The organism is Candidatus Palauibacter sp., from assembly GCF_965216145.1.
In the GTDB taxonomy this organism is placed as follows: domain Bacteria; phylum Gemmatimonadota; class Gemmatimonadetes; order Palauibacterales; family Palauibacteraceae; genus Palauibacter.
In genome coordinates, this window is the sequence record NZ_OZ244149.1 from 2072238 (window position 1) to 2096799 (window position 24562).

A 24562-nucleotide genomic window follows, 5' to 3' on the forward strand; every position below is an offset into this window, starting at 1 on the left:
CTCCGCCCGCGGCTTGCGGTGCGGGTGCGCGGCGCTCCACTTGCCGGGATGGCAGCGCGCGAAACCGATCCGGGGCCGGAGGGGCGCCCCGCCGTGCGGGATCTTCTGGGGCAGTCTGCCGAAGCCGCCTGCGAGCGGTTCGGGCGGCCGGTCGTGGACCGGTGGACCGGCGGGGACCGGTGGCTGCGGTTCGAGGGTCCCGACTGGTCGCTCCGCGCCCGGGCGAGGCCGCGGGGGAGCGGCGGGGCCGCGCGGATCAGGTCGTGGACGGTCGCGTTTTCGAAGGGGTTCGACACCCTGGGGGCTGCGTTGCGCGCTCTCGGCCTCGGAGACGCCGCGCCGGGGCCGGAGACCGGAGAACTCCGCCTCCCGCTGCGCGACGGAGCCGGACGCCTGCACTCGCTCACGGCCTCGCGGCGCGGCGCGCGCATCCACTCGGTCTCGGCCTTCGATGAGCCCCCGGACTGGGAAGACCCGACCGCGGGATGAGCGGTGGCCGCCGGATCGTGGTTGATGCCCCATTGAGAGCGGAGGGCCTTCTGGGTGTGGAAGCCGCGGGCGAGCCGGACCCGCGATGACGAGGCACCGGAGGTGGAGGAGGAGCGGATGAGGAGAGAAGAAGGGTTCACCCTGATCGAACTGCTGATCGTGGTCGTCATCATCGGCGTTCTCGCCGCGATCGCGATCCCGCAGTTCACGAACACGAAGCAGAAGGCGTTCGACGCGGCCGCACAGAGCGACATCCGCAACCTGATGACGGCCGAGGAGGCATACTTCTTCGGTCGCCAGGCCTACGCGGCGAGCACGGTGACGGCGGGCGGCACGGCGGATCTGGACGGCGACGGGAACTCGGACTTCCAGGCCAGCATGAACGTCGCGCTCACGGCGACCGCCTACACGGACGGCTACCGGATCACGGCGAAGCACGCTTCCTCGAACCAGACGTGGTGCGTGAATTCGTCGCCGTCGAACGCCACCGGGGCGATCGGCCAGATCCTACAGGGAACCGGCTGCTAGACAGCAGCCCGTGGCAAAACCCTGCGTGGCACCGAGAGCGGCGAGGCGCGCGGGTGACGAGGAGCAACGATGAGCGAAGCGTTCACGCGCGATGGATCGCCGCTCGAATGCAGCGGGCTTTTGCCACGGGCTGCCAGGGCCGTCCGGAGCCGATGAGACGCCGTTGAGATGGGCAGGGACCCTTCGTGAGGAAGCTGGAAATGCTTACTCGACGAAGGGAGGAGCCCATGACGAGAGTGCCGGGAAACGGATTCAGCCTGGTCGAAGTGGTGGTTGCGATCGCCCTCGCCGGCATCGCGACGACGGCCGTCATGTCGCGCGGGGCCTTCGACCGCTTCAGCCTGACGCGGGCGGCCCGCCTGGCGGAATCGCAGCTGGTGCGTGCCCGTCTCCACGCCGTCGCCACCCACGCTCGGACGGAGGTGACGCTCGCGGGCACGAGGCTCGAGGTGGCGCGGCGCGGCGGTCCCCTCCTCTCTCACGTCGATCTCGCGACCCACGGACTCGGACGGCTCGATTCGGTCCGCTTGCGACCCGCGACGATCCGGTTCAATGCCCGGGGCCAGGGTTCGCCCGGGAGCGTCTACCTGTATCGCGGCGGCCGCGGGGTTCGCCTCGTGTCGAACTTCGTCGGACGGGTACGCGCCGTTCCGTTCGACTATTGAGCGCCGCCGCGAAGTTCCCGGGTGGGGCGGCTGGATTCGGCCTCATCGAGGTCGCGCTCGCGGTTACGGTGGCCTCGATCGGGATCCTCGGCGCGGCGGGAGTGGTCCTCGGCATCGGCTCGCAGGCCCGACTCGCGGCGCGGGATACCGATCGCACGCTGGCGGGCCGCGGCGTCATTCAGGGCCTCGTCCGCGAAGGGCATGCCGCCGCGACGTCAGGGGCGGGAATCGCGGAGGTCGGCGGGCGGCGGCACGATGTCTCCCGCGTGGTCACGACGCGCTCACCGCGGCTCCGGCACGTCCAGGTGACCATCACGCCGCCCCTCGGCCCGGACGCCGCGTTCGAGATCCTGCTCGCGCGCGAACGACCCATGCCGGTGGCGCCGTGAGCCGCCCCCGAAGGCGCCGCGTCGTCGCGCGGCGGCGGACCGTCGGGTTCACGCTCACGGAGGTGCTCGTCGCCCTGGTGGGCGCCGGCCTCCTCGGCGGTGTGCTCATGGCGCTCGTCGTGAGCCAGAGCCGCTTCCACCTGCGGAACGAGGACGCCGTCCAGGCCGCGCAGACGACGCGCGCCCTGTTCGACGGGATGGGGGCCGAAATCCGGGGCGCGGCGCCTGACGACCTACTGAGCGCGACGCCGGACACGGTGTCGATTCGGCTCCCCGTGCTGAGGGCCGTCGTCTGCGACAGCGTCGGTCCCGGGACCGCGGACATCTTCGTGTACGACTCCGTCCCGGCGACCAACCTGCGGTCCCCGTGGCGCGGCACGGCGCTCTCCGAACCGTACGGGGCCGCCTTCCGCTACGAGGACGGATTCACGATCGCGTCCGCGATGTCGGCGGTGGCGGAGTCGTTGTGCCGCGCGGCGGGGGCGGACCGCGCCGGCCTCGCGCTCCCGAGGTGGTTCCGCCGCACGAGCGGCTGGGCCGGTCGTTTCGGCGCGACGCCGCGGCGGGGCGCGCTCGCCCGCATCTACGGAAGGCTGACCTACTCGATCCGCTCCGCGAGTACGGAACCCGGCGCCGTCGCGGTCCGACGCAACGGCCAGGAATTCGCCACGCCGTTGGCGCCGGGTGCCGCCTTCGAATACGAGATGGACGACGGGTCGACGCGGGCTCGGGTCGTCCCGGCCGATCTCGCGCAGGTTCGTGAAGTCCGCCTGGTCGCGGAGGCCATTGGACGAAACCGCCTCGGCGACGTCCGGCGGATCGTCTACGAGATGCCGTTTCGGAACTGAGGTGCGCCGGCGCGATGAGAACCCGGCGGTCGCCGGACGGGGGCGCGTGACGGCGGGGCTGAGGTTCCGGCCCCGCGAGGTCACGATCGGGCTGGACATCGGAAGCGCTTTCAGCAAGGCTGCGGTCATCGATCACTCGGGCGACGCCCCGCGACTGGTCCGGATCGCCGTGACCCCGAATGACGTGAACGGGGAAGCGGACGACCCCCCCCATCCCGAACGTGCGGCGGAGGCGGTCGCCTCGATGTTCGCGCGCGAGCGGATCGAAGGGCCCGACGTCGTCATCGGCGTGGGAGGACGGGATGTCGTGAGCAAGCCGATCGAGGTGGACCGGATGGCCGAGACCGAGGCGCGCGCGGTCCTCCCCTGGGAGGCGGAGCAGCACGTACCGTTCGACATGGAAGGCGTTCAGCTGGACTTCCACATTGCGGATCCCGAGGACGACGCTCCCCGCATGACCGTACTGCTCGCGGCCGCGAGGCTCGAGGTGATCGAGTCCCGCGTCTCGCTGCTGCGGCAGGCGGGGCTCCACCCGGCGGCGGTCGACGTGAACGCGTTCGCTCTCCACAACGCCTTCGAGGTCAACCATCCGGACGCGATGGCCGGGGTCACGGCGCTGGTCGATATCGGCACCGGGTCGACGACGGTGAATGTGCTGGACGACGGCCTCCCCGTCCTCGCCCGCGACCTGCGTTTCGGCACGGGCACGCTGGTTCGGGACCTCCAGCGAGACCTCGACCTCACGGCCGGGGAAGCCACCGCGGTGCTGCGCGCCGAGGTCGCGAACCCCGGCCTGGGCGATTCCCTCGCCGGCCACGCCCGACACATCGCGGAGGGGATCGAACGCGCCGCGAGGCTCGTCGAAACGCAGGACATCGGGCTCGGGATCGCCCGGGTCTACCTGTGCGGAGGGGGTGCCGGCATCCCCGGACTCCCGGAGAGCATCGCAGAACGGCTGGGCGTCGAGATCCACGTCGCGAACGCGGTCGAGCGTCTGCGGGCCGGCCCGGAGGTGGCGGACTATCCCGAACTGGAAGAAGTGTCGCCCATGCTGATGCTGGCGGTCGGGCTGGCGCTGCGAAGACCTTCCGCGGCGCGACGGCCGGGGGACGGGAGGACGCCACGCCCATGATCGAAGTAGACCTGCTCCCCGAGTCCCTCCGTCCGCGCGCGGTGGCCGGTTCCCCGCGGGGCGCCGGCGGTCGCGGCATGGCGGGCATCGATCCGTGGGGTACCGCCCTGCTCGTCGCCGCGCTGACCATCCTGCCGGGGGCGGCGTTCCTCTGGTGGACGCAACGCTCCGAAGCCGAGACGCTCCACGCGAGGCTCGAGGCCGCATCGGCGGATTCGGCGCGTCTCGCCGAACTCCGCGCGGTCAGCGACAGCCTGACGGCGAGATCCGGGCAGATCCGGGAGCGCGTGGCGCTGGTGGAGCAACTCGACCGGAACCGCTTCGTGTGGCCCCGCATCCTGGACGAGATCAGCCGGGCCCTGCCCGGCTTCGCCTGGCTGATCTCGCTTCGCCAACTCTCGCCGGTGCCCGAGGTCACGGTCGAACTTCAGGGGATCGCGGCAAACCCGTTGGCGATCACGGAATTCGTGCGGAAGCTGGGGGCCTCGGACCGTGTCGCGGAGGTCACGATTCTCGGGAGCCAGAAACAGGGGCTCCCGTCCGAAACCGCCTCGCGACACGCCTTCACCCTGGTTCTCCGCTTCGCCGAACCGCCCGAGGTTCGGGAGTGATGACGCCGCTGCCGCGAGCCTCTCGCGACCAGTACCGGCTCCTCGCCCTCGTCATCCTCCTCGGGCTCGGGGCCGTCTTCCACCTGTACCTGTGGACTCCGCAGCGCGTCCAACTCGTTGAAATGGAGCAGCGCGTTCGGCAGGCGGAGGAGGCGAACCGGCTCGCGCAGACGCGCACCGGCGACCTGGATCGCGTCCGGGAGGAACTAGAACTCGGCGAGCGGGAGTTCGCCTTCCTGCAGCGACTCGTTCCCTCGGAGGGGGAGGTGGCGGCGATCTACGAGGCGATCGCCTCCGAGACGCAGTCGCTCGGGCTCGAACTCGTCCATGTGATTCCGGGCGATCCGATGCCCGACTCCGCCGGCTATTTCATGCGACAGCAGTGGGCGATGCAGGTGGAGGGCGGATACCACGATATCGGGCGCTTCCTCGCTCGCGTGGCCGGCTTCACCCGAATCGTGCGGCCGGAGGTCGAAGAGATCCTGCCCGCGCGGATGACGAACTCGGGGCGTCAGCTCGTCCACGCCCGCTTCCGCCTCGAGACCTTCGTGCTCCCACCGGGCGAGAACGTCTCGCCGGACGACGGATGATGGCGAGGGGAGCGTTTGCCCACGGGCTGCTGGCCATAGTCCTCGGGTTCGCGGTGGGGACGAAGCTCATGGCCGTCCAGGCCTCCCTCCCCGTCTACGAGCGCGAGGTGTTCACGTATTCCGCCCTGGGCCGGCGCGATCCGTTCCAGCCTCTGGACGTCGGGGAACAGGAGGGCCCCCGCTTCGCCGACCTCACGCTGTCGGGCGTGCTGTACAACCCCGAAGTCGGGAGCGTGGCGACGCTCACGGACCGGAGGACGGGCCGCCGGTATCGCGCCCGGGAGGGCGATCTCCTCGGCGAGGCCCGAGTGGAACGGATCCTTCAGGATGGAGTGGACTTCGTGATCGCGAACTTCGGCGTGCGGCGCAGGGAGACGCTATGGGTGCGGAGAGAAGGGAGGGAAGGGGGATGATCTGCGGACGCATCGTCTCCACACTCGGGGTGGCCCTGGCGGCAGGGCTCGGGCAGGAGACCGAGGTCCGGGAAGTGCGGATCGCGACCGCCGGGACCGACACCGAGATCACGGTCGTGGTCGGAGGTGAGGTCACCGCGCGGCACCTCATGATTCAGGACCCCCCGAGGCTCATCCTCGACCTCGAAGGCGCCGTCCTCGGCCTCGGTCGGGACCGCTACGAGGGGATCGGCCGCGGCGGCGTCATCCGGATGCGTTCGAGCCAGTTCCAGCCCGACATCGTTCGCATCGTCTTCGATCTCGCCCTGGACCTCGAGCATGAAGTCGCGACCGACCCCGGCGCGGTGCGCGTGACGTTCCCGAACCGGGGACCTCCGTTCCCGCCCTGGTCGACGGCGGCCGAGACGATGGCGGCCGAGACGACGGCGGCTGAGACGACGGCGGCGGGGGCCGGGCCGGGGGAGCCTTCCCGCACACTCGCCGCCGTCGGCCAGGAGGAACCCCGGATCTCGGTCGTGTACGACAGCGCGAGCATGCTCGACGTGCTCGCCGGCTTCGCGGAGTTCGCGGACATCTCGGTGGTACCGAACGGCGAGGTCGCCTCCGTCGCGGTCCGCGGCATCGACATCCGGGCCCAACCGTGGGACATCGCGTTGAACGCGATCCTCTCGGCCCACAACCTCGGCTGGCACACGACAGAGAGCGGGATCATCGTCGTCGATTGGCTCGAGAACCTGCAGGCCCGCGACCAACTTCTGAGCGAGACGCGCGTCATTCGGATCAACTACGCGCGCGCGGACTCCGTCGCCGAAGCGCTCCGCCACCTGGCGACGCCGAACCGGGGCCAGGTCGTCGCCTTCTCGAGCAGCAACACGGTCATCGTCACGGACGCGCCGTCGGTCGTGGCGCGCATGGACACCATCGTCGCCTCTCTCGACCGACGTCTTGCCCAGGTAGCGATCGAAGCGAAGATCGTCTTCGTCGATCGGACCGATGTGCAGCAGCTGGGGATCGTCTACGACCTCAAGGAACGCGACGGCGCCTTCGTGGAGCAGGGTCTCAACGAACTGATCGCCGCTCCCGATCCGAATGAACCGGCGCAACTCGTCGACTACGACGGCGACGGCGTCCCCGATGAGGCGTTCTTCAGGCAGACGAACGAGACGCTCGTGAATCTGGGCGGTGACGCGATCGCGGCGCTCGCGAACGCCAACGATCGGCCCCTCCTGCCCGCGCTCCAGATACTGACCTCCGTCGCGTTCGGCGACTTCTCGCTGTTCGCGTTCCTCGAGGCCCTCGAGTCGCACCAGCTCTCCGACGTTCAGGCCGCGCCATCGATCCGGGTGGTGGACAACGCGCACGCGCGAATCCAGGTCGGCGAACGCACCCCGATCCGCGTCCTCGAAGCGGGGGCGCAGACGGAGGCGGCCCGCGTCAACGTGCAGTTCGAGGACACGGGGATCATCCTCGACGTGATCCCGCACGTGACGAACAACAACCAGATCCGTCTGGAGCTGATGGCCGAGCGCTCGGGCCTCAAGCTCGGCCTGTCGGACGTCGGATTCGTGTTCGAGAAACAGATCGGCGAGACGACGCTTCTCCTCGAGGATGGAGAGACGGCGGTCATCGGCGGCCTGACGCTCAGTGAAGCGAGCCGCAGCGAGAGCGGCATTCCCGGCCTGATGCACCTTCCGTGGATCGGGGCCCTGTTCCGCAGCACGAAGGAGAATGAAGTGAAGCAGGACCTCATCATCCTCGTCACGCCGCACATCATCGGCGGCCCCCGAGGGGGCTAGCGCGACGTGTCCGCGCCCTCATCGGCCGCGCCGCCGGTTGCGGCCCCTGCCCCCGGCGAATCCTTTTCTTCGCCATCCGCTGGCCATTGACCGGCCAGCGACTGACCATCGGAGGCCCAACCGACATGAGGAGTGAATCCGCGCGATGCTGAGGTGCCTGAGGTTGACGACGGCCGGTGAGTCCCACGGGCCGGCGGTCGTCGCCGTGCTGGAGGGGATCCCCGCCGGCCTGCCGCTCGATGCGGCCGACGTGGCGGGCGAGCTGGCTCGCCGCCAGGGCGGACACGGTCGCGGCGGCCGCATGCGGATCGAAAAGGACGCGGGCGAGATCTTCGCCGGCGTGCGGCTCGGGGAGACGCTGGGTTCTCCGATCGCGATCCGCATCCCCAACCGCGACTTCAGGAACTGGCGCGAGGCGATGGCGATCGCCGCGCCGGAGGTCGAGGACGTCGAGGTCCTCCGGCGCGTGTACCTGCCGCGCCCGGGACACGCGGACCTCGCGGGCATGCTCAAGTACGACCGGGAGGACGCGCGCGACATCCTGGAGCGGGCCAGCGCGCGCGAGACCGCGGCCCGGGTCGCCGCGGGAGCGGTGGCGAAACGGCTGCTCGGCGAATTCGGCGTCCGCGTCGAGAGTCACGTCGTGCGGATCGGCCCCGTGGCGGCGCCGGCCGAGGAGCCGCTGCCGGACGATCTGACCGCGGCGGCCGACGACTCGCCCGTGCGGTGCATCGACCGCAGTGCGGCCGCCGCGATGGTCGAGGCGATCGACGCCGCGCGGCGTGACGGCGACTCGCTGGGTGGCGTGTTCGAGGTGGTCGCGCGCGGGGTGCCGGTCGGCCTCGGGAGCCACGTCACCTGGGAAACCCGGCTGGGCGGCCGGATCGGCGGAGCCCTCATGTCGATCCACGCCATGAAGGGCGTCGAGATCGGCATGGGGTTCGAGGCCGCGCGGACCCGGGGCTCCGACGTCCACGACGAGATCGAGCGGGACGCGGAACGCCGCGGGAGCGGCGGTTACCGTCGGCGTCGGAACAACGCGGGTGGGCTCGAAGGCGGGATGACGACGGGGGGGACGATCGTGGCGCGCGTCGCCATGAAGCCCCTCAGCTCGCTGCGGCGCCCGCTCGACAGCGTGGACACGCGCACGGGGGAACCCGCGAAGGCCATCCGCGAGCGGAGCGACGTGTGCGCCGTGCCCGCGGCCGGCGTGGTCGGCGAGGCGATGATGGCGCTCGTGCTGGCGGACGCGTGGATCGAGAAGTTCGCCGGCGACAGCCTCTCCGACATGCGGCGTAACGTAGAGAGCTACCTTGCCCGCCTTGGCGACAGCGGCCTCACCGACGACGCCGCCGGTCGGGATACCGCAAGGGGAACCGGATAGGCGTGGAGGGCGTACCCCGACGGATCTGGCTCGTGGGGCTCTCGGGGGCGGGCAAGAGCACGGTAGGGCCGATCCTCGCGCGACGTCTGGGGTACACTTTCGTCGACCTCGACCGACTCATCGAGGACTTGGCGGGGGAAACGATCCCCCGCGTGTTCCGTACGGGCGGGGAAGCCGAGTTCCGGCGCCTGGAGGCGCGAGCCGCGGCGCGTGCGGCGCGCGAGATGGAGGTGGTCGTGGCGACCGGCGGCGGCTGGATGGCGCGACGCGACATCGACCGGTCGTCCGGTGGACGGGTCCGCGTCTGGTTGCGCGTCCGCCCCGAGACCGCGATCCATCGCCTCGCGGGAGATGGCACGGAAGCTCGTCCTCTGCTGGCGGGCCCGGACCCGGGGGGTGCTCTCGCCACCCTGCTGGCGGAGCGAGAAGCCGCTTATGCGGAGGCGGAGTTGACGCTGGATACCGATGGGCGGGAACCGGAGGAAGTCGTGGAGTTCGTCCTCGAGCGTCTGCGCGGGCTCGCCGCCCGCTCGGACGCCGGGGACACGGAAGAAGAACGGTAGAAGAAAGACAGTGTCGGAGACGATGACCAAGACCATGTCGGATTCGAGGCACCTCGCGTGAACCTCGTGATCGTGGAGTCGCCCGCGAAGGCGCGCACCCTGAGGTCCTATCTCGGCGACGGGTTCAGCGTGGAGGCATCGGTCGGGCACGTTCGGGATCTCCCCAAGAGCGGACTCGGCGTCGATGTCGAACGGGGATTCGAGCCCGAATACGTGACGATCGAGGGCAAGGGTTCCGTGCTGAAAGATCTGGGGCGGGAAGCCCGGAAGGCGGACTCGATCCTCCTCGCCACCGACCCCGACCGAGAGGGCGAGGCGATCGCCTATCACATCGTCGAAGCGCTGAGCGGCGGCAATCGGAAGCTCCGCGGGCGCTTCCGGCGCATCACGTTCAACGAGATCACGAAGTCCGCCGTGCGCGCGGCGATCGACAAGCCGGGAGAGATCGATCTGCCGCGGGTCGAGGCCCAGCAGGCCCGGCGGATTCTGGATCGCCTCGTCGGGTACAAGCTCTCCCCCCTCCTCTGGAAGAAGATCAGGAGAGGCCTCTCCGCCGGTCGCGTGCAGTCCGTCGCCGTCCGACTGCTCGTCGAGCGCGAACGTGAGCGTCGCGCTTTCCGCAGCGGAAGCTGGTGGAGCCTCCGCGCCCACCTCGGGGTCGACGGACGCGCCTTCACCGCGAACCTGGCGACGCTGGAGGGCGTGGCGATCGCGGCCGGACGCGACTTCGACGAACGGACAGGCCGGCTCAAGCCCGGCCGCAAGGTCGTCCTCCTCGATCGGGAGCGGGCGGAGGCGCTGCGCGCCTCGCTGGCCGACGCGGCCTTCACCGTCACGAAGCTCCAGGAGAAGCGGTCCACGCGCAGCCCGTATCCTCCCTTCACGACGGCCACCCTGCAGCAGGAGGCCAACCGCAAGCTGAACCTGGGCGCCCGGGAGACGATGCGGATCGCGCAGGCCCTCTACGAGGCCGGACGGATCACCTACATGAGGACCGACTCCGTGACGCTGTCCGAAGCCGCGATCTCGGCGATTCGGACGCGCGTGGAAGCGAAGTACGGAGCGGAATACCTGAGCCCCCGGCCCCGGCGGTACAGGACGAAGTCCCGCTCCGCCCAGGAGGCGCACGAGGCGATTCGTCCCGCCGGAGTGGAGATGCCGACGGCGGCCGAACTCGGCCTCCGCGGCGGACAGAAGGCCCTCTACGATCTGATCTGGAGGCGCGCGACCGCGACCCAGATGTCGGATGCCCGTCTGAGGCACCTGTCCGTGCACATCGAGGCGGGGGACGCCCGTTTCCGCGCTTCGGGCAAGGTGATCGAGTTCCCCGGCTTCTTCCGCGCCTACGTCGAGGGCTCCGATGACCCGGAAGCGGCGCTTGAGAATCAGGAAGTCGTGCTCCCGGACATGCGCGAGGGCGAGGAACTCGCGTGCCGCAAGCTGGAGAGCCGCAGTCACGAGACGAAGCCGCCGCCGCGCTATACGGACGCGGCGCTCGTGAAGGAACTGGAGGCGGACGGGATCGGTCGTCCCTCGACCTACGCGTCGATCATCTCGACGGTCCTCGATCGGGGGTACGCGGTCCGCCAGAACAAGCAACTCATCCCCACCTTCATCGCCTTCGCCGTGACGGCCCTGCTGGAGGATCACTTCCCCAACCTCGTCGACACGGGCTTCACTTCCGAGATGGAGGAGGCGCTCGACGAGATCGCCCGCGGGAATGTGGACTGGCGAGCGTATCTGGAGGGTTTCTACAGCGGCCGGGACGGTCTCGAGGCGCGACTGCTCGAGCACGAAGAGGCGATCGATCCCCGCGAGGCTTCGACGGTCCGCCTCGGGGATCTGACCCCCCGAGTGCGGATCGGCCGCTACGGGCCGTTCCTGGAGCTGGAGCGCGACGGCGGACGGCTGACCGCGTCGATCCCCGACGGCATCGCCCCCGCCGATCTGAGCGACGAAGAGGCGCTCGAACTCCTCGAGAAGAGCGCCGAAGGACCCGACCGGCTTGGAGAAGACCCCGAGTCGGGCGAGATGATCTATCTCATGGAGGGCCGCTTCGGCCCCTACGTGCAGCGCGGCGAGGCGGCCCGGGGAGCCGCAAAGCCGAAGCGGGCCTCTCTTCCCGGACACGTCCGCCCGGAGGAGGTCACGCTGGCGACGGCGCTCAAGCTGCTCGCCATGCCGGCCCCGCTCGGGACGCATCCCGAGAGCGGCGAACCGGTGAAGGTCGGCATCGGCCGCTACGGCCCGTACGTCGTGCATCAGTCCGACTTCCGCTCGCTCGAGGGCGGCGACGATCCGCTCGACATCACCTTCGACCGGGCCATGGAGCTGCTCTCCGCCCCGAAGACGCGGGGTCGCCGCGCCTCGGCCAAACCGATGCGGACGGTCGGCGATCACCCCGAGGACAAGCAGCCGATCGCGATCTACAAGGGCCGGTACGGCCCCTACGTGAAGCACGGCCGGATGAACGCCTCGCTTCCCAAGGGCGTCGAGCCCGACGACGTGACGGTGCCCCTGGCGCTGGATCTGCTCCGCAAGCGCCGGGAGCGGGACGCGGCGAAGAAGACGGGGGCGGGACGCGGCGGCGCCCGAGCGAAGGCGTCCGGAAAATGACTCCGACCGCCGCGCCCGCCGACCCGCGGGCGCGAGCCCGCGCCGAATGGCTCGAGGACTTCCTCCGATACGCGAGCGCGGAGCGCCGCCTGTCCGCCCACACCGTCGCCGCCTACCGTCGCGATCTGGCGCAGTTCGACGCCTTCGTGTGCGCGTACGAGGGCACGAACGACTGGGGCTGGGCGGACATGCACCGCGTGTCCATTCGCTCCTTCCTGGGAGACCTCCAGCTGCGGGGCCTCAAGCGGTCCTCGATCGGCCGCAAGCTCGCGGCGGTGCGCGCCTTCTACGCCTTCCTCCAACGCACGGACCGGATGACGGCGAGCCCGGCCCGCCTGGTCCGGACCCCGCGGCGCGAGCGGGCGCTGCCCTCCTTCCTGAGCGAGGAACAGGCACGAGACCTGCTCGACTCCACCGGCGAGGCGGCCTGCCGGGACGGATCGGTCCTGGCCCTGCGCCGCTGGGCGCTCCTCGAACTCCTCTACTCGTGCGGGTTGCGGCTCGCGGAGGCGCACGCCCTGGACGTCAGCGCCCTGGACTTCGGCGCCGGACAGCTGAGGGCATTCGGCAAGGGGGGCAAGCAGCGCGTGGTCCCGCTCGGGCGCTCTGCCGCGGAGGCCCTCGAGCTCTACCTCGACGCCCGCCCGACCAGGGAGTCCGACGCCCTCTTCCACTCGCTCCGCGGCACCCGGCTCTCGCGGCGGCAGATTCAGCGCGACATCACCGCCCAGCTCGCCGGCGTCGCCCACGGCGACCGGCTCACGACGCACTCGCTCCGCCATTCGTTCGCGACGCACCTCCTCGATCGCGGCGCGGACCTGGTCTCGGTGAAGGAGATGCTGGGGCACGCCAGCCTGAGTACGACCCGCATCTACACGCACACATCCGTCGACCGCCTCAAGCGCGTACACTCCCGGGCCCATCCTCGCGGAGGAGGCGAAGGGGAATGATGGAAGGGATCCACGCGCCGTCGGGGCGCATGCGAGCGACCACGATCCTGTGCGTCCGCGTCGGAGAGGACGTCGCCATGGCGGGCGACGGCCAGGTGACGATGGGCGACACCGTTATCAAGGCGAAGGCGACCAAGCTCCGCACGATGCGTGAGGGCCGAATCCTCGCGGGTTTCGCGGGCGGGGTCGCCGACGCCCTCACGCTGTTCGAGAAGTTCGAGGCACAGCTCGAGCGCCACCCGCGCAACCTCGCCCGGGCCGCGGTCGAGCTGGCCAAGGAATGGCGAAGCGATCGCTATCTTCGGCGCCTCGAGGCGCTGCTCGCGGTCGCGGACCGGGAGACCAGCCTGCTCATCGCCGGGACGGGAGAGGTCATCGAACCCGACGACGGGATCCTCGCCCTCGGCTCCGGCGGTCCGTACGCGCTCGCCGCCGCACGCGCCCTGGCCCTCCGCACCGACCTCCCGGCCGCGGAGGTGGCGCGGCAGGCGCTCGAGGTCGCGGCCGGGATCTGCGTGTACACGAACGACGAAATCACGGTCCTCGAGCTGCCGGCGCACGAGGGACACGAGAACAGATAGAGCGAACAGAGATAGAGAGAACAGAGAGATGACGACGAGCGACGGCCATCCGGTGGCGAAGCGCCCCGATATCAGCCCCGCCCCGGCGTCCCGCGAGGCCGGGATCGCCGAGGCCCTCACCCCGCGCCAGATCGTCGAGGAACTCGACCAGTACATCATCGCGCAGGACGAGGCCAAGAAGGCCGTGGCGATCGCCCTCCGCAACCGCTGGCGGCGACAGAACGTCGACGAGGGAATGCGCGAGGAGATCCTCCCGAACAACATCATCCTGATCGGACCGACGGGCGTCGGGAAGACGGAGATCGCGCGGCGGCTCTCGAGGCTCGCGGGCGCGCCCTTCATCAAGGTCGAGGCCTCGAAGTTCACCGAGGTGGGCTACGTGGGCCGCGATGTCGAGTCGATCATCCGGGATCTCGTCGAAATCGCGATCAACGTGGTGCGCGACGAAGAGGAGGCCCGGAACGCGGAGACCGCCGAACAGCGGGTCGAGAATCGCCTGCTCGACCTGCTCCTGCCCCCCGTGGCCGAGAAGGAGCCCGAGGGGGAAGAGGGACGGCGGTTCGTCGTGTCGCTCTCGGGCCAGGCCTCCGAGACGTCCCCCGCCGGACCCTCCGACGAACGCAAGCGTCGTACCCGCGAGAAGCTCCGGGCGCTCCTGCGCGACGGAGCGCTCGACGAGCGGGAGGTCGAGGTCGAGGTCAGCGAGAACCCGATCCCGATGCTCGACGTCGGCGGAGGCATGGACGGTCTCGACTTCAACGTCGGAGAGGCGCTCAAGGGGATGCTCCCGAAGCGGACCCGGCGGCGCCGGGTGAGCGTCGCGGAGGCCCGCCGGATCCTCCGTTCCGACGAACTCGCGAACCTGGTCGACATGGAGGAAGTCACGGAGAAGGCCCTGCGGCGGACCGAGAGCATGGGGATCGTCTTCCTCGACGAGATCGACAAGGTGGCCGGGAAGCGCGGCGGCGCCGGACCCGATGTCTCGCGTGAGGGTGTGCAGCGCGATCTGCTCCCGATCGTCGAGGGATCGACCGTCCAGACCCGTCACGGGATGGTGCGCACGGACCACATCCTGTTCATCGCGGCGGGCGCGTTCCACGTCTCGAAGCCGTCGGACCTCATCCCGGAACTCCAGGGGCGGTTTCCGATCCGGGTGGAACTCGAGAGCCTGGACGCCGACGCGTTCGCGCGCATCCTGCAGGAGCCCCGATACGCGCTGCTGAGCCAGTACCAGGCGCTCGTCGAGACCGAGTCCGCCCGCCTCGAGTTCGATGACGAGGCGATCCAGGAGATTGCCCGCATCGCGAGCCACGTGAACGAGCGCACCGAGAACATCGGCGCCCGTCGCCTCCATACCGTGCTCAGCACGCTGCTCGAGAAGATCCTGTTCGATCTCCCGGAATCGGGAGTGAACGAGACGATCACCGTCGATGCCGCTTTCGTTCGGGACCGTCTGTCGCGGATCGCGGACGACGAAGACCTGAGACGCTACATCCTCTAGCCCGGGCCGCCGGCCCGTCGACACGGAATCCCCATGGATCCCAACGGACACTTCCTCTCGATCGCGGACTGGTCTCCGGAGCGACTGCGCGAGGCCCTCGACCTCGCCGACCGCCTGAAGGCGGACCCGAACGCCTGCGGCCGTCCGCTCGACGGGAAGACGCTCGCGATGATCTTCACCAAGAGTTCGACGCGCACTCGGGTGTCGTTCCAGGTCGGGACGCACCAGCTGGGAGGACAGGCGCTCTTCCTCTCGTCGCGCGACATCCAGATCGGGCGCGGCGAACCGATCGCGGACACGGCCCGCGTCCTCTCCCGCTATGTGCACGGGATCATGATCCGGACCTTCGCGCAGGCGGATGTCGAAGGGCTCGCGCGGCACGGGTCGATTCCCGTGATCAACGGCCTCACGGATCTGCTGCACCCCTGCCAGATCATGGCCGACCTCCAGACGGTGCGGGCCGAGTTCGGATCCGGGCTGTCGCGCCTCGTCGTCGCCTGGATCGGGGACGGGAACAACGTCGCGAACTCGTGGCTCAACGCCGCGGCGAAGCTCGGGTTCCGGGTACGGCTGGCCTGTCCCGAAGGCTACGATCCCGACCCGGGGGTATTCGCCGCGGCAGAGGCTGCAGGCGCGGTGGAGTTGTTCCGCGCGCCGGCGGAGGCCGCCGAAGGCGCCCACGTCGTCACGACGGATGTGTGGGCCTCGATGGGGCAGGAGGAGGAGGCCGCGGAACGCGCCCGCGCCTTCGAGGGCTACTACGTCGACGTGGGGATCATGGCGCGCGCCGCCGATGATGCGATCTTCCTGCACTGCCTCCCCGCGCACCGGGGCGAAGAAGTCGCGGCCGGGGTCATCGACGGTCCGGCGTCGCGCGTCTGGGACGAGGCGGAGAACCGGCTTCACGCGCAGAAGGCCATCCTCACCCTGCTCATGGGACCGACCTCGTGAAGGACCTGAAAGAGACTCCGCTCCTGGAGGAGCACGTCCGCCTCGGCGGCAAGATCGTCCCCTTCGCCGGATACGCGATGCCGGTCCAGTATCCCACCGGCATCCGGGCCGAGCACCAGGCGGTGCGCGAGGCGGCGGGCCTGTTCGACGTCTCCCACATGGGGGAGTTCCGGGTCCGCGGCGAGGATGCGCTCGCCTTCGTCTCCCATGCGACGACGAACGACCCCTCGCCGCTGGGGCCGGGAGACGCCCAGTACAGCGCCATGTGTCACGAGACCGGCGGCGTGATCGACGATCTCATCGTCTACTGCATGGGCGAAGGGGACTACCGGCTGGTCGTGAACGCGGCGAACCTGGCCAAGGACTGGGCGCATCTCTCCGGGCTCGCGGAGGCGTTCGCCGTCGAGTTGACGGACGAGAGCGATGAGATCGCGCTCCTCGCCCTCCAGGGTCCCCGGGCCGAGGTGCTGCTCGCGAGCCTGACGGACGCGCCGCTCGCGGAGATCGGGTACTACCGGTTCGCCGAGGGAGATGTCGCCGGCGCCCCGTGCCTCATCAGCCGCACCGGATATACCGGCGAGGTCGGTTTCGAGTTGTACCTGCCCGGCGAGCACGCCGTCCGGATCTGGCGTACGCTCCTCAGGGCCGGAGCGGTCCCGGCGGGCCTCGGCGCCCGGGATTCGCTCCGCCTCGAGATGGGCTACGCGCTGTACGGCAACGATATCGACGACGGGACGACCGCCCTCGAGGCCGGGCTCGGTTGGCTCGTGAAGCACGCCAAGGGCGATTTCGTGGGTGGGGAGGCGCTCGCCGCCCAGCGCGCCGCCGGGCTCACGCGGAGGCTGCGCTTCCTGCGGCTCCTCGAGCGCGGCTTCCCGCGCCCGGGGTACGACGTGCGCTTCGGCGACGAGCCGGTCGGCAAGGTGCGGAGCGGTACCGTGAGCCCGACGCTCGGTCACGGGATCGCGACGGCGTATCTCCCGGCCGCCGCGAAGTTCGGGGACCCGGTCGAGATCCTGATCCGCGGGAAGGCGATCGCGGCCGAGGTGGTGCGGCCGCCCTTCTACACGCGGGGATCGCTGCACCGCATCGCGCCGCGGATCGCCGTCGTGACCGTGTCGGACGGGGTATACGCCGGGGAGCGCGAGGACGGGTCGGGCGAGCGGATCCGGAAATGGGTCCGGGGCCGCGCGTACACCCTCGCGGGCGCGGATGTCGTGCCCGACGAGAGTGCGGTGATCGCGTCGCGGCTCCTGCACTGGTGCGATGAACTGGGGGTCGACTGCGTCCTGACGACGGGCGGGACCGGGGTGGCGGCACGCGACGTGACCCCCGAGGCTACGCGGACCATCATCGAGCGCGAGGCGCCGGGCATCGCCGAACTGCTGCGCCGCAAGGGCGCGGAGTCCACCCCGTACGCCGCGCTCGGCCGCGGACTGGCGGGGATCCGCGGCGAGACGCTCGTCGTCAACCTGCCCGGCAGCCCGGGCGGCGTCGCCGACGGACTCGCCGCGCTCGAAGCCCTGATCGACCATGCGGTCGATCTGCTGCGCGGCGATACCGCGCACGCCCCCCCGCCACCTCCGAGGCCCGCCCCCCGGCCCGGCGGCTGATGGCGCGCGTCTTCGTCGACGGCCGCGCGCTCGAGGAAGCCCTCGCCGTCCGGGCGGCGATCGAAGCGGACGGGCACGAAGTCGAGCTTGTCGAGTCCGTACGCGAGATCGAGGGACGGCTCGGCGGCGCGGCCGACGTGGCGCTCGTGCTCACCTGCGTCCCCGACGAGCCCCGAGCGGCCGCCATGCGCGGCCTGTTCGAAGCCGAGATCCCGCGTCCCCCCGTCCTCGGGCTGACGGAGGAGACGAACCCCGACGCCCGGCACCGCTACGCGCAGTCCTTCGACCTCGACGAGGCGCTCGCGCTTCCCGTCGATCCGGACGAGATCCGCGTGGTCCTCCACTCGCAACTCCACCGCTACGACCTCCAGCGGCGGACCGGAATCATGGGCCGGACGGACGCGGTGCGGGAGATGCTCGAGCGGGTCGACATGATCGCCCCCGTCATGAGCACCGTCCTCCTCACCGGCGAGAGCGGGGCGGGGAAGGAACTCGTGGCGCGCGCCTTCCACCGGCTCTCCCCGCGGCGCGGGCGGGCGTTCATCGCGGTAAACTGCGCCGCCCTGCCCGAGTCGCTCCTGGAGTCGGAGTTGTTCGGGCACGAGAAGGGGGCCTTCACCGGGGCCACCTCGCTGCGGCGGGGGATGTTCGAACTCGCCGACGGCGGGACGTTGTTGCTCGACGAGATCGCCGAGATGCCGCTCCCCACCCAGACGCGACTCTTGAGGATCCTCGAGAGCCGCCGCTTCATGCGAGTCGGCGGCGACCACGAGATCCGGGTGAACGTACGCGTCGTCGCCGCCACGAACCGGGACATCCGGCAGGCGGTGGAGGCCGGAGAGTTCCGGCGCGACCTCTACTACCGCCTCAACGTCCTCAGCGTCCACGTCCCACCGCTCCGCGAGCGGCGCAAGGACATCCCGGTCCTCATACGCCGCTTCATCGAGGAGTTCAGCCGCCAGCATGACCGCGAGTTCCGCGGGCTCGCGCCCGAGGCGCTCCGGATCCTCCTCGACTACGACTGGCCCGGCAACGTCCGCGAACTCCGCAACCTGATCGAGTCGATGGTCGTCCTCGCCCCCGGCGCGGTCATCCGCCCCGAGGACATCCCCCCGGAGATCCGCTCCGGCGGCGTCAGTCTCCTGCCTGCACCCCGGCTCGATCCGGCGGCCGTCGCGGTCGGAGGCGGTCACATCCCGAGTTCACCGCAGCTCGAGTTCGTCTTCCGGACCCTCGTCGAGCTCAAGGTGGATATCGAAGACCTGAAGCGGGAATTCGAGGCTTACAGGACGGGCATGCGCCAGCTCCCGCCCGGCGCCGACCGGCCCAGGACGGGGGAGGCCGTCGAGATCGACATCACGGACGCGGTTGAGAGCGCGGTTGAGAGCGCGGTAGAGAGCGCGGCCGCCGACAAGCTCCCTTCGCCCGACCCCGAACCCGACCCGGCCCCGTCCGTCACGATCACCGTCGAGCCCGGTACGACGATGGCCGACATCGAGCGGGAAGCGATCCTCGCGATGCTGGAGAAGACCGCCGGCAACCGCCGGGAGGCCGCCGAGGCGCTCCGGATCGGCGAACGGACGATCTACCGCAGACTCAAACAGTACGGCATCGACTTCTAGCGCAGCGGGGCTCTTGCCACGGGCTGCCAACCCGCTTCCGCGCGCGCCTTCAGCCCCCCCGCGACTGAATTGAAGCCACGGCGCACCATCCCCCCGAAGAACAGCACGACCAGCGGTGTGAAGAGGCCGCTGAACGCGTCGGTCGTCCGGTAGCGGCAGCGCGTCTCGCCGGCGGTCTCCAGAAGTTGTTCCCGTCGGGCGAAGAGCAGGAAGCGATGGCCTATCGTTGTCGTCCAGACCAGCCGGTGCGGCGGATCGACGACTTCGATCCGCTCGACCTGTTTCAACGGCACCGGCCCGATCATGGCGGACAGATCGACCCGCGACCCGATCTCGAAGTCCGTGGCGACCCGGGGCGTGAAGGGATTCCACTCACCGTAGTGTTCGACATCCATGAGGATGTCCCACGCCCTTTGGACCGGCGCGTCGATTTCCACAGTATCCGAACTCAGCAGGTGCTTGAACACGGGGATCCCTCGCTATGCCTCGGTGATGCCTCGTTAGCCGGACGCGTCCGCCGCGTCGCGCGGCGCATGTCTCGCCAGCAGCGCCTCGCTCGCCCGCCACAGTCTCGCACCGGCCGCCTCGTCCATGGCCAGCGGGGACGGCGTCTTCTCCCGCATCAGGTGGAGGTAGACGCCGCTGCGCCGGCCCATCTCCTCCGCGCAGCACGCATGGGTGACCGGCGCCGCGGCCTTCGCGGGCGTCGCGAAGAACAGCCGCATGACCGGGGTGAGCAGCGGCTTCAGAAACCACGGCGCTTCCCGCGCCAGGTCGGAGTTGACCGCCCCCGGGCAGAGCGAATGCACCGCGGCCCGGATCTCGCCGTCCGCGTTCAGCCTGCGCGAGAGTTCCTGCGCATAGGTGCACAGGTGGAGCTTGCTCGACGCGTAGTGCTTCAGGCCGTCTCTCATACAGTAATCCGTGAAGGCCCCGAAATCGTCGAAGTCGATCGGGTCGGCGGACCGATGCGTTTCGGACGCGACGAACACGATCCGGGGCGTTTCCCCGGGACGGGCGGACGGCCGGACCGTGCCGTCGGCCAGGAGCCGGTCGACCAGGACCCGATTGGCCAGGAAGTGCACGGCGAACATCAGTTCGTACCCCTGCGCCGACCTTCGCGCCTCCAGCGGCATCAGGCCGGCGTTCAGGACCAGGATGTCCACCCGGTCCCGGCCGCGCTCGAGCCTTTCGCAGAGCGCATGCACGGACGTCAGATCGCCGAGATCCACCTTCAGCATCTCCACCGCGTCGGATCCGGACAGGCGCCTGACGTCGTCGCCGGCCTCCGGATGCCCGCTGCGGCAGGCCATGAGGACGCGCCCGCCTCGCTTCGCCAGATCGACCGCCACCGCCTTCCCGAGCCCCCGGTTGGCTCCGGTGATCAGGCACACCTTTCCGTCGATGCGGGCGCGCTCCGGCACGGGATTCAGCCTTTCCCGTCGCGAGAACCGGTCCGCGATCGCGCTGGATACCGCGCTGCCGATCCTGTTGTATTTCGCCGTCCGCCTATCCCTCCGACGCCCGTCGCGAGCCGTCACGGAATCTCCCGCGTCGGCTTCAATAGACCCCGGGCACGATTCGCCACGGCACCTTCTCCCGGTACCGCTCCCAGAGCGGACCGTACTTCGCCGCGCAGCGCCGGTCGTCGTCCCGCTCGCGAGGGAAGAGCAGGGCCACGTAGTACAGGGGGTACAACCAGGGTCCGAGCGCCAGCGGCCGACCCAGGGCGAGCGCCAGGCCGGTGGCCATGAGGATCTCGCCCAGGTAGTTGACGTGCCGCGACAGACCCCAGAAGCCGCTGCATAGCACCCGGCGTTCGCCGTCGGAGAGCGCCCTCGGGATCAGGCCCAGGAAGGCCCGCTCGGGGTCCCGCTTGAAACTGAACTTCTGCAGGTTCGCGCCCCGCGACAGCGTCCACCCGGCGAAGAAGATCAGGGCGGCCAGGACCGCGAGCCACACGGGCGCCTGCGGGTTGGGGAGGTCCGCCACGGACCACAGCCCCACCGCGTAGAAGTACGGATACCAGGACAGGCAGCCCCACACGAGCTTGAACCCCAGGCGTTCCGCGAAGAGATCGTAGGTGTAGAGGTGGACGCGCTCGAAGACGAGGTAGTCGCACACGAACCAGCTGAACAGCGCCACGTGCAGCACGATGCCCGGCGACGGGTCGCCGCCGTGGGCGAGAAAATGGTGGGCGGCGAAGGAGAGCAGGTTGAGTTGGAGCAGCGTGGCGCCCGCCAGGTAGAGGAACATCTTCGCGTCCGTGCTCCCGCTGAACATCCGCGGGTTGACTCGGCGCCCGAGGTAGAGGTCCCGGAGCAGGTCGCCACCCCGGCCCGGCGCGGTCAGCACGACCGCCGCGGAGAGCAGCAGGCCCAGCGTCAGGGCGCCCGCCGCGCCGGACCAGCGATGCTGCCACAGCCAGTCCCACGGCATCACGCCGCTCCGTCCCGCGGCGAACCAGACCCCGAGGGTGACGAAGAACACGAGCAGGCCGTTGAGGCGATAGCGCAGCAACTCCCCGCTGTGTTCGTCGCGCACGTACCCGGTCACGCGCCGCGCCGGCAGCAGGAGGTGCAGCCCGAAGACGCCGGCGAACACGGCCCAGGGCGCGAGGAAGCCCGGCAGGAGATCGCTCACGACACGTGCTTCGTGCTTCTGGCGATGAGTCGGATCGCTGCTCGCCGGGAGAGGAGGCGTCCCATCAACTGGGCCGAGATCCGGTTGATCAGCCCCGGCACGATGCGCGGCCCCCTGCCGAGCGCGTCGAGCGTCCGGCGCGCCGCGTCATCGGGAGACAGCATGCCGGGTACGTCGCGGTCGAACGACCTCACGTAGCCGGGGGTGCGCATCGCGCCGGCGCAGCAGACCGCGACCTCGACGCCGTGTGCGCGCAGTTCGTACCACAGACCCTCGGCGAGGATGATGTTGAACGCCTTGGTGGCGGCGTAGACGGAGACGTGGGGCGCCCCCTGCAGCCCCGAGAGCGATGACATCAGCACCACCGCGCCCCTGCCGCGATCGCGCATGCCCGACAGCAGCGCCCTCAGCAGCAGGAGCGGCCCCCGCACGTTGACGTCCACAGCCCGTTCAAGCGCGTCCTCTTCGGCGTCGAGGAACGGGCCCGCGGGCACGTACGCCGCATTGTAGATGAGGACCCCGAGGTCCAGCCCGGCGACCGCGTCCGTCAGCTCCCCGGCGAACCCCGGGTCGGCCAGGTCCAGGGCCACACAGCGTATCCGGACACCGTATTTCGCGGCGAGTCGCTCCCCGAGTTCCGCCAGGAGGTGGCCGCGGCGCGCGACCAGCACGAGGTGCATGCCCCGTTCGGCCAGCTGCGCGGCAAAGGCGGCCCCGAGCCCTTCCGAGGCGCCCGCCACCAGGGCCCACTTCCCGTAGCGGGTCGTCAGGGAGTCGACCCGCCGGCGTGGCATCAGCGCGTCTCGGTCTGAGCGACCAGGGCGGTGATGCTCTCGAGGAGCGTGTCGACGCCGGCGCCGGTCTGCGCGGAGGTCTCGACGAGCTGATCCGCATCGAGGCCCAGGGCGTCCCGCAGACTTTTCGCCGCCCGCTGGCGCCCGGACCGGTTGAGCTTGTCGGTCTTGGTGAGCGCGAACAGCGTCGGCGTCCCCATCGTCTCGAGGAACTCGATCATGCGGTGGTCGTCCGCCGTGAGTCCGCGTCGCGCGTCCACCAGCAGCACGAGCCCCGGAAGGCGAGACGTCCCGCGCAGGTAGGCGTCGATCAGGCGCCCCCAGCCCTCGCGCACCGTCTTCGGCGCCCGCGCGAAGCCGTACCCCGGCAGATCGACGAGCAGATAGCGGTCGTCGATGAGAAAGAAGTTGATCTCCTGCGTGCGACCGGGCTGCTTCGACGTCCGCGCGAGGCTCTTCCGACCCACGAGCCGGTTGAGGAGCGACGACTTGCCCACGTTGGAGCGGCCGGCGATCGCGATCTGGGGAAGGTCGAGCGGCGGCTTCTGTCCCGCCGCGCCGACGGCGCCGACGAATTCGGCCGTCCTGACGCGGGTGACGATCCTGGTAGCCCGTGGCACAGGCTGCTACGCCTCTCTTCGCTTGGCCTCGGGTACGAGGATGAGGAGCGGCTGGTTGCTCTCCTCGACGGTCTCGCGCGTGACCACGACCTCGCGGATGTCCATGCGCCCCGGAAGATCGAACATCACATCGAGCATGAGGGACTCCATCACGGCCCTCAGGCCGCGCGCCCCCGTTCCCCGCGTGATCGTCTTGCGCGCGATCGCGCGCAGCGCTTCCGGATCCAGCGTGAGTCCCACGCCCTCGAGTTCGAACATCTTCGTGTACTGCTTGAGGAGCGCGTTCCTGGGCCGCTGGAGAATCTCGACCAGGGCATCCTCGTCGAGGTCGTGCAGCGCCACGAGCACCGGCAGCCGTCCCACGAGTTCCGGGATAAGCCCGTAGCGGAGCATGTCTTCAGGCTCGACGTGGACGAGGATGTTGTCCTCGTCGCTCACCCCCTCCGACCGCACTCGGTCATCCAGGAAGCCGATCTGCCGCCGGCCCCGGCGCTCCTGGATGATCTCCTCGAGGCCGTCGAAGGCGCCGCCGCAGATAAACAGGATGTTCCTCGTGTCGATCTGGATGTACTCCTGCTGCGGGTGCTTCCGGCCGCCCTGGGGCGGCACGGACGCCACGGTCCCCTCGAGGATCTTGAGCAGCGCCTGCTGCACGCCCTCCCCGGACACGTCCCGCGTGATAGAGGGGTTGTCGGACTTGCGCGCGATCTTGTCGATCTCGTCGATGTAGACGATGCCGCGTTCGCATTCGCCCACGTTGTACTCGCCCGCCTGGAGCAGCCGCACGAGGATGTTCTCGACATCCTCGCCCACGTACCCCGCCTCGGTGAGCGTCGTCGCGTCAGCGATGGTGAACGGGACCTGGAGGATGCGCGCCAGCGTCTGGGCGAGGAGCGTCTTCCCCACGCCCGTGGGGCCGAGCAGGAGGATGTTGGACTTCTCGATCTCGACGTCGTCGACGAGACTTCGGTGGTTGATCCGCTTGTAGTGGTTGTAGACGGCGACCGAGAGCGTTTTCTTGGCCACCTCCTGCCCGATCACGTACTCGTCGAGCGTGACCTTGATCTCCGCAGGGGTCGGGATCTCGGTGAAGCGCCCGCACTGCTCCCGTTCCTCTTCCTCGGCGAGGATCTCGTTACAGAGCGAGATGCACTCGTTGCAGATGTAGACGTTGGGCCCGGAGATGAACTTCTTGACGGCGTCCTTGGACTTCCCGCAGAAGGAACAGCGCAGGTGCTTATCGCTCGGCATCGTCGCCCTCCT

The 24562-nt window shown here is 70.0% G+C and carries 25 protein-coding genes; 19 read left to right on the plus strand and 6 right to left on the minus strand.

The window, feature by feature from the left end; translation table 11 throughout:
* Positions 1-48 precede the first annotated feature (48 nt).
* From ACOOHF_RS09070 to ACOOHF_RS09160, 19 genes are all read left to right on the plus strand, one after another.
* Positions 49-489 (plus strand): hypothetical protein, encoded by a 441-nt coding sequence (locus ACOOHF_RS09070; protein WP_420464271.1) that lies wholly within the window; start codon positions 49-51, stop codon positions 487-489.
* Between the two features lie 117 nt (positions 490-606).
* Positions 607-1017, plus strand: a complete 411-nt coding sequence (locus ACOOHF_RS09075; protein ID WP_419934688.1) for a type IV pilin protein — start codon at positions 607-609, stop codon at positions 1015-1017.
* 227 nt (positions 1018-1244) lie between these two features.
* Positions 1245-1682, plus strand: a complete 438-nt coding sequence (locus tag ACOOHF_RS09080) for a prepilin-type N-terminal cleavage/methylation domain-containing protein (RefSeq protein WP_419934689.1) — start codon at positions 1245-1247, stop codon at positions 1680-1682.
* Positions 1679-2071: a hypothetical protein gene (locus tag ACOOHF_RS09085; protein ID WP_420464272.1), complete on the plus strand. Its 393-nt coding sequence runs from the start codon at positions 1679-1681 to the stop codon at positions 2069-2071. The genes ACOOHF_RS09080 and ACOOHF_RS09085 overlap by 4 nt, the downstream gene beginning before the upstream one ends.
* Positions 2068-2919, plus strand: coding sequence for a PilW family protein (locus ACOOHF_RS09090; protein WP_420464273.1), 852 nt, complete (start codon positions 2068-2070; stop codon positions 2917-2919). Before ACOOHF_RS09085 ends, ACOOHF_RS09090 begins: the two co-directional genes overlap by 4 nt.
* Position 2920: 1 nt before the next feature.
* Positions 2921-4051, plus strand: coding sequence for a type IV pilus assembly protein PilM (gene pilM / locus ACOOHF_RS09095; protein WP_420464274.1), 1131 nt, complete (start codon positions 2921-2923; stop codon positions 4049-4051).
* Complete coding sequence (locus ACOOHF_RS09100; protein ID WP_419934693.1) at positions 4048-4662, plus strand: PilN domain-containing protein; 615 nt, start codon at positions 4048-4050, stop codon at positions 4660-4662. Before pilM ends, ACOOHF_RS09100 begins: the two co-directional genes overlap by 4 nt.
* Positions 4662-5252 (plus strand): type 4a pilus biogenesis protein PilO, encoded by a 591-nt coding sequence (pilO, locus tag ACOOHF_RS09105; protein WP_420464275.1) that lies wholly within the window; start codon positions 4662-4664, stop codon positions 5250-5252. The genes ACOOHF_RS09100 and pilO overlap by 1 nt, the downstream gene beginning before the upstream one ends.
* Complete coding sequence (locus tag ACOOHF_RS09110; protein ID WP_420464276.1) at positions 5252-5665, plus strand: hypothetical protein; 414 nt, start codon at positions 5252-5254, stop codon at positions 5663-5665. The genes pilO and ACOOHF_RS09110 overlap by 1 nt, the downstream gene beginning before the upstream one ends.
* Complete coding sequence (locus ACOOHF_RS09115; RefSeq protein ID WP_419934696.1) at positions 5662-7461, plus strand: secretin N-terminal domain-containing protein; 1800 nt, start codon at positions 5662-5664, stop codon at positions 7459-7461. The genes ACOOHF_RS09110 and ACOOHF_RS09115 overlap by 4 nt, the downstream gene beginning before the upstream one ends.
* 145 nt (positions 7462-7606) lie before the next feature.
* Positions 7607-8845, plus strand: coding sequence for a chorismate synthase (aroC, locus tag ACOOHF_RS09120; RefSeq protein ID WP_420464277.1), 1239 nt, complete (start codon positions 7607-7609; stop codon positions 8843-8845).
* A 2-nt stretch (positions 8846-8847) separates the two neighbouring features.
* Positions 8848-9408 (plus strand): shikimate kinase, encoded by a 561-nt coding sequence (locus ACOOHF_RS09125; RefSeq protein WP_420464278.1) that lies wholly within the window; start codon positions 8848-8850, stop codon positions 9406-9408.
* Positions 9409-9465: 57 nt separating this feature from the next.
* A complete protein-coding gene (gene topA / locus ACOOHF_RS09130) occupies positions 9466-12024 on the plus strand; it encodes a type I DNA topoisomerase (RefSeq protein ID WP_419934699.1) in 2559 nt (852 codons plus the stop codon).
* Positions 12021-12974 (plus strand): tyrosine-type recombinase/integrase, encoded by a 954-nt coding sequence (locus tag ACOOHF_RS09135; protein WP_419934700.1) that lies wholly within the window; start codon positions 12021-12023, stop codon positions 12972-12974. Before topA ends, ACOOHF_RS09135 begins: the two co-directional genes overlap by 4 nt.
* Positions 12971-13555 carry an ATP-dependent protease subunit HslV gene (gene hslV, locus ACOOHF_RS09140; RefSeq protein ID WP_419934701.1) on the plus strand — a complete coding sequence of 195 codons (585 nt, stop codon included), beginning with the start codon at positions 12971-12973 and terminating at the stop codon, positions 13553-13555. The genes ACOOHF_RS09135 and hslV overlap by 4 nt, the downstream gene beginning before the upstream one ends.
* Before the next feature lie 28 nt (positions 13556-13583).
* Positions 13584-15056: an ATP-dependent protease ATPase subunit HslU gene (gene hslU / locus ACOOHF_RS09145; RefSeq protein WP_419934702.1), complete on the plus strand. Its 1473-nt coding sequence runs from the start codon at positions 13584-13586 to the stop codon at positions 15054-15056.
* 33 nt (positions 15057-15089) lie between these two features.
* Positions 15090-16007 (plus strand): ornithine carbamoyltransferase, encoded by a 918-nt coding sequence (gene argF / locus ACOOHF_RS09150; protein WP_419934703.1) that lies wholly within the window; start codon positions 15090-15092, stop codon positions 16005-16007.
* Complete coding sequence (gcvT, locus tag ACOOHF_RS09155; protein WP_420464279.1) at positions 16004-17620, plus strand: glycine cleavage system aminomethyltransferase GcvT; 1617 nt, start codon at positions 16004-16006, stop codon at positions 17618-17620. The genes argF and gcvT overlap by 4 nt, the downstream gene beginning before the upstream one ends.
* On the plus strand, positions 17620-19242 hold the full coding sequence (locus ACOOHF_RS09160) for a sigma-54 interaction domain-containing protein (protein WP_420464280.1): 1623 nt from the start codon (positions 17620-17622) through the stop codon (positions 19240-19242). Before gcvT ends, ACOOHF_RS09160 begins: the two co-directional genes overlap by 1 nt.
* On the opposite strand, the gene ACOOHF_RS09165 is transcribed toward ACOOHF_RS09160, so the two are convergent.
* Genes ACOOHF_RS09165 through clpX form a run of 6 tightly spaced genes read right to left on the minus strand, consistent with a single transcriptional unit; the run spans position 19239 to position 24550 of the window.
* A complete protein-coding gene (locus ACOOHF_RS09165) occupies positions 19239-19709 on the minus strand; it encodes an SRPBCC domain-containing protein (RefSeq protein ID WP_419934706.1) in 471 nt (156 codons plus the stop codon). The two genes, ACOOHF_RS09160 and ACOOHF_RS09165, sit on opposite strands and share 4 nt — an antisense overlap.
* A 33-nt stretch (positions 19710-19742) precedes the next feature.
* The gene (locus tag ACOOHF_RS09170; RefSeq protein WP_420464281.1) at positions 19743-20783 is read right to left on the minus strand and encodes an SDR family NAD(P)-dependent oxidoreductase; all 1041 of its coding nucleotides are present in this window, start codon (positions 20781-20783) and stop codon (positions 19743-19745) included.
* Between the two features lie 19 nt (positions 20784-20802).
* On the minus strand, positions 20803-21885 hold the full coding sequence (locus tag ACOOHF_RS09175) for a DUF1295 domain-containing protein (protein WP_420464282.1): 1083 nt from the start codon (positions 21883-21885) through the stop codon (positions 20803-20805).
* Positions 21882-22679: an SDR family NAD(P)-dependent oxidoreductase gene (locus ACOOHF_RS09180; protein WP_420464283.1), complete on the minus strand. Its 798-nt coding sequence runs from the start codon at positions 22677-22679 to the stop codon at positions 21882-21884. The genes ACOOHF_RS09175 and ACOOHF_RS09180 overlap by 4 nt, the downstream gene beginning before the upstream one ends.
* The gene (yihA, locus tag ACOOHF_RS09185) at positions 22679-23299 is read right to left on the minus strand and encodes a ribosome biogenesis GTP-binding protein YihA/YsxC (protein ID WP_420464284.1); all 621 of its coding nucleotides are present in this window, start codon (positions 23297-23299) and stop codon (positions 22679-22681) included. The genes ACOOHF_RS09180 and yihA overlap by 1 nt, the downstream gene beginning before the upstream one ends.
* A 6-nt stretch (positions 23300-23305) precedes the next feature.
* A complete protein-coding gene (gene clpX, locus ACOOHF_RS09190; protein WP_419934711.1) occupies positions 23306-24550 on the minus strand; it encodes an ATP-dependent Clp protease ATP-binding subunit ClpX in 1245 nt (414 codons plus the stop codon).
* Positions 24551-24562: the final 12 nt, after the last annotated feature.

What these genes read in the sequence shown, in the direction of transcription:
- ACOOHF_RS09070 (WP_420464271.1), top strand. Translation starts at nt 49, where the DNA reads ATGGCAGCGCGCGAAACCGATCCGGGGCCGGAGGGGCGCCCCGCCGTG.
- ACOOHF_RS09075 (WP_419934688.1), top strand. Translation starts at nt 607, where the DNA reads ATGAGGAGAGAAGAAGGGTTCACCCTGATCGAACTGCTGATCGTGGTC.
- ACOOHF_RS09080 (WP_419934689.1), top strand. Translation starts at nt 1,245, where the DNA reads ATGACGAGAGTGCCGGGAAACGGATTCAGCCTGGTCGAAGTGGTGGTT.
- ACOOHF_RS09100 (WP_419934693.1), top strand. Translation starts at nt 4,048, where the DNA reads ATGATCGAAGTAGACCTGCTCCCCGAGTCCCTCCGTCCGCGCGCGGTG.
- pilO (WP_420464275.1), top strand. Translation starts at nt 4,662, where the DNA reads ATGACGCCGCTGCCGCGAGCCTCTCGCGACCAGTACCGGCTCCTCGCC.
- ACOOHF_RS09110 (WP_420464276.1), top strand. Translation starts at nt 5,252, where the DNA reads ATGGCGAGGGGAGCGTTTGCCCACGGGCTGCTGGCCATAGTCCTCGGG.
- ACOOHF_RS09115 (WP_419934696.1), top strand. Translation starts at nt 5,662, where the DNA reads ATGATCTGCGGACGCATCGTCTCCACACTCGGGGTGGCCCTGGCGGCA.
- aroC (WP_420464277.1), top strand. Translation starts at nt 7,607, where the DNA reads ATGCTGAGGTGCCTGAGGTTGACGACGGCCGGTGAGTCCCACGGGCCG.
- ACOOHF_RS09135 (WP_419934700.1), top strand. Translation starts at nt 12,021, where the DNA reads ATGACTCCGACCGCCGCGCCCGCCGACCCGCGGGCGCGAGCCCGCGCC.
- hslV (WP_419934701.1), top strand. Translation starts at nt 12,971, where the DNA reads ATGATGGAAGGGATCCACGCGCCGTCGGGGCGCATGCGAGCGACCACG.
- hslU (WP_419934702.1), top strand. Translation starts at nt 13,584, where the DNA reads ATGACGACGAGCGACGGCCATCCGGTGGCGAAGCGCCCCGATATCAGC.
- argF (WP_419934703.1), top strand. Translation starts at nt 15,090, where the DNA reads ATGGATCCCAACGGACACTTCCTCTCGATCGCGGACTGGTCTCCGGAG.
- ACOOHF_RS09160 (WP_420464280.1), top strand. Translation starts at nt 17,620, where the DNA reads ATGGCGCGCGTCTTCGTCGACGGCCGCGCGCTCGAGGAAGCCCTCGCC.
- ACOOHF_RS09180 (WP_420464283.1), bottom strand. Translation starts at nt 22,679, where the DNA reads ATGCCACGCCGGCGGGTCGACTCCCTGACGACCCGCTACGGGAAGTGG.
- clpX (WP_419934711.1), bottom strand. Translation starts at nt 24,550, where the DNA reads ATGCCGAGCGATAAGCACCTGCGCTGTTCCTTCTGCGGGAAGTCCAAG.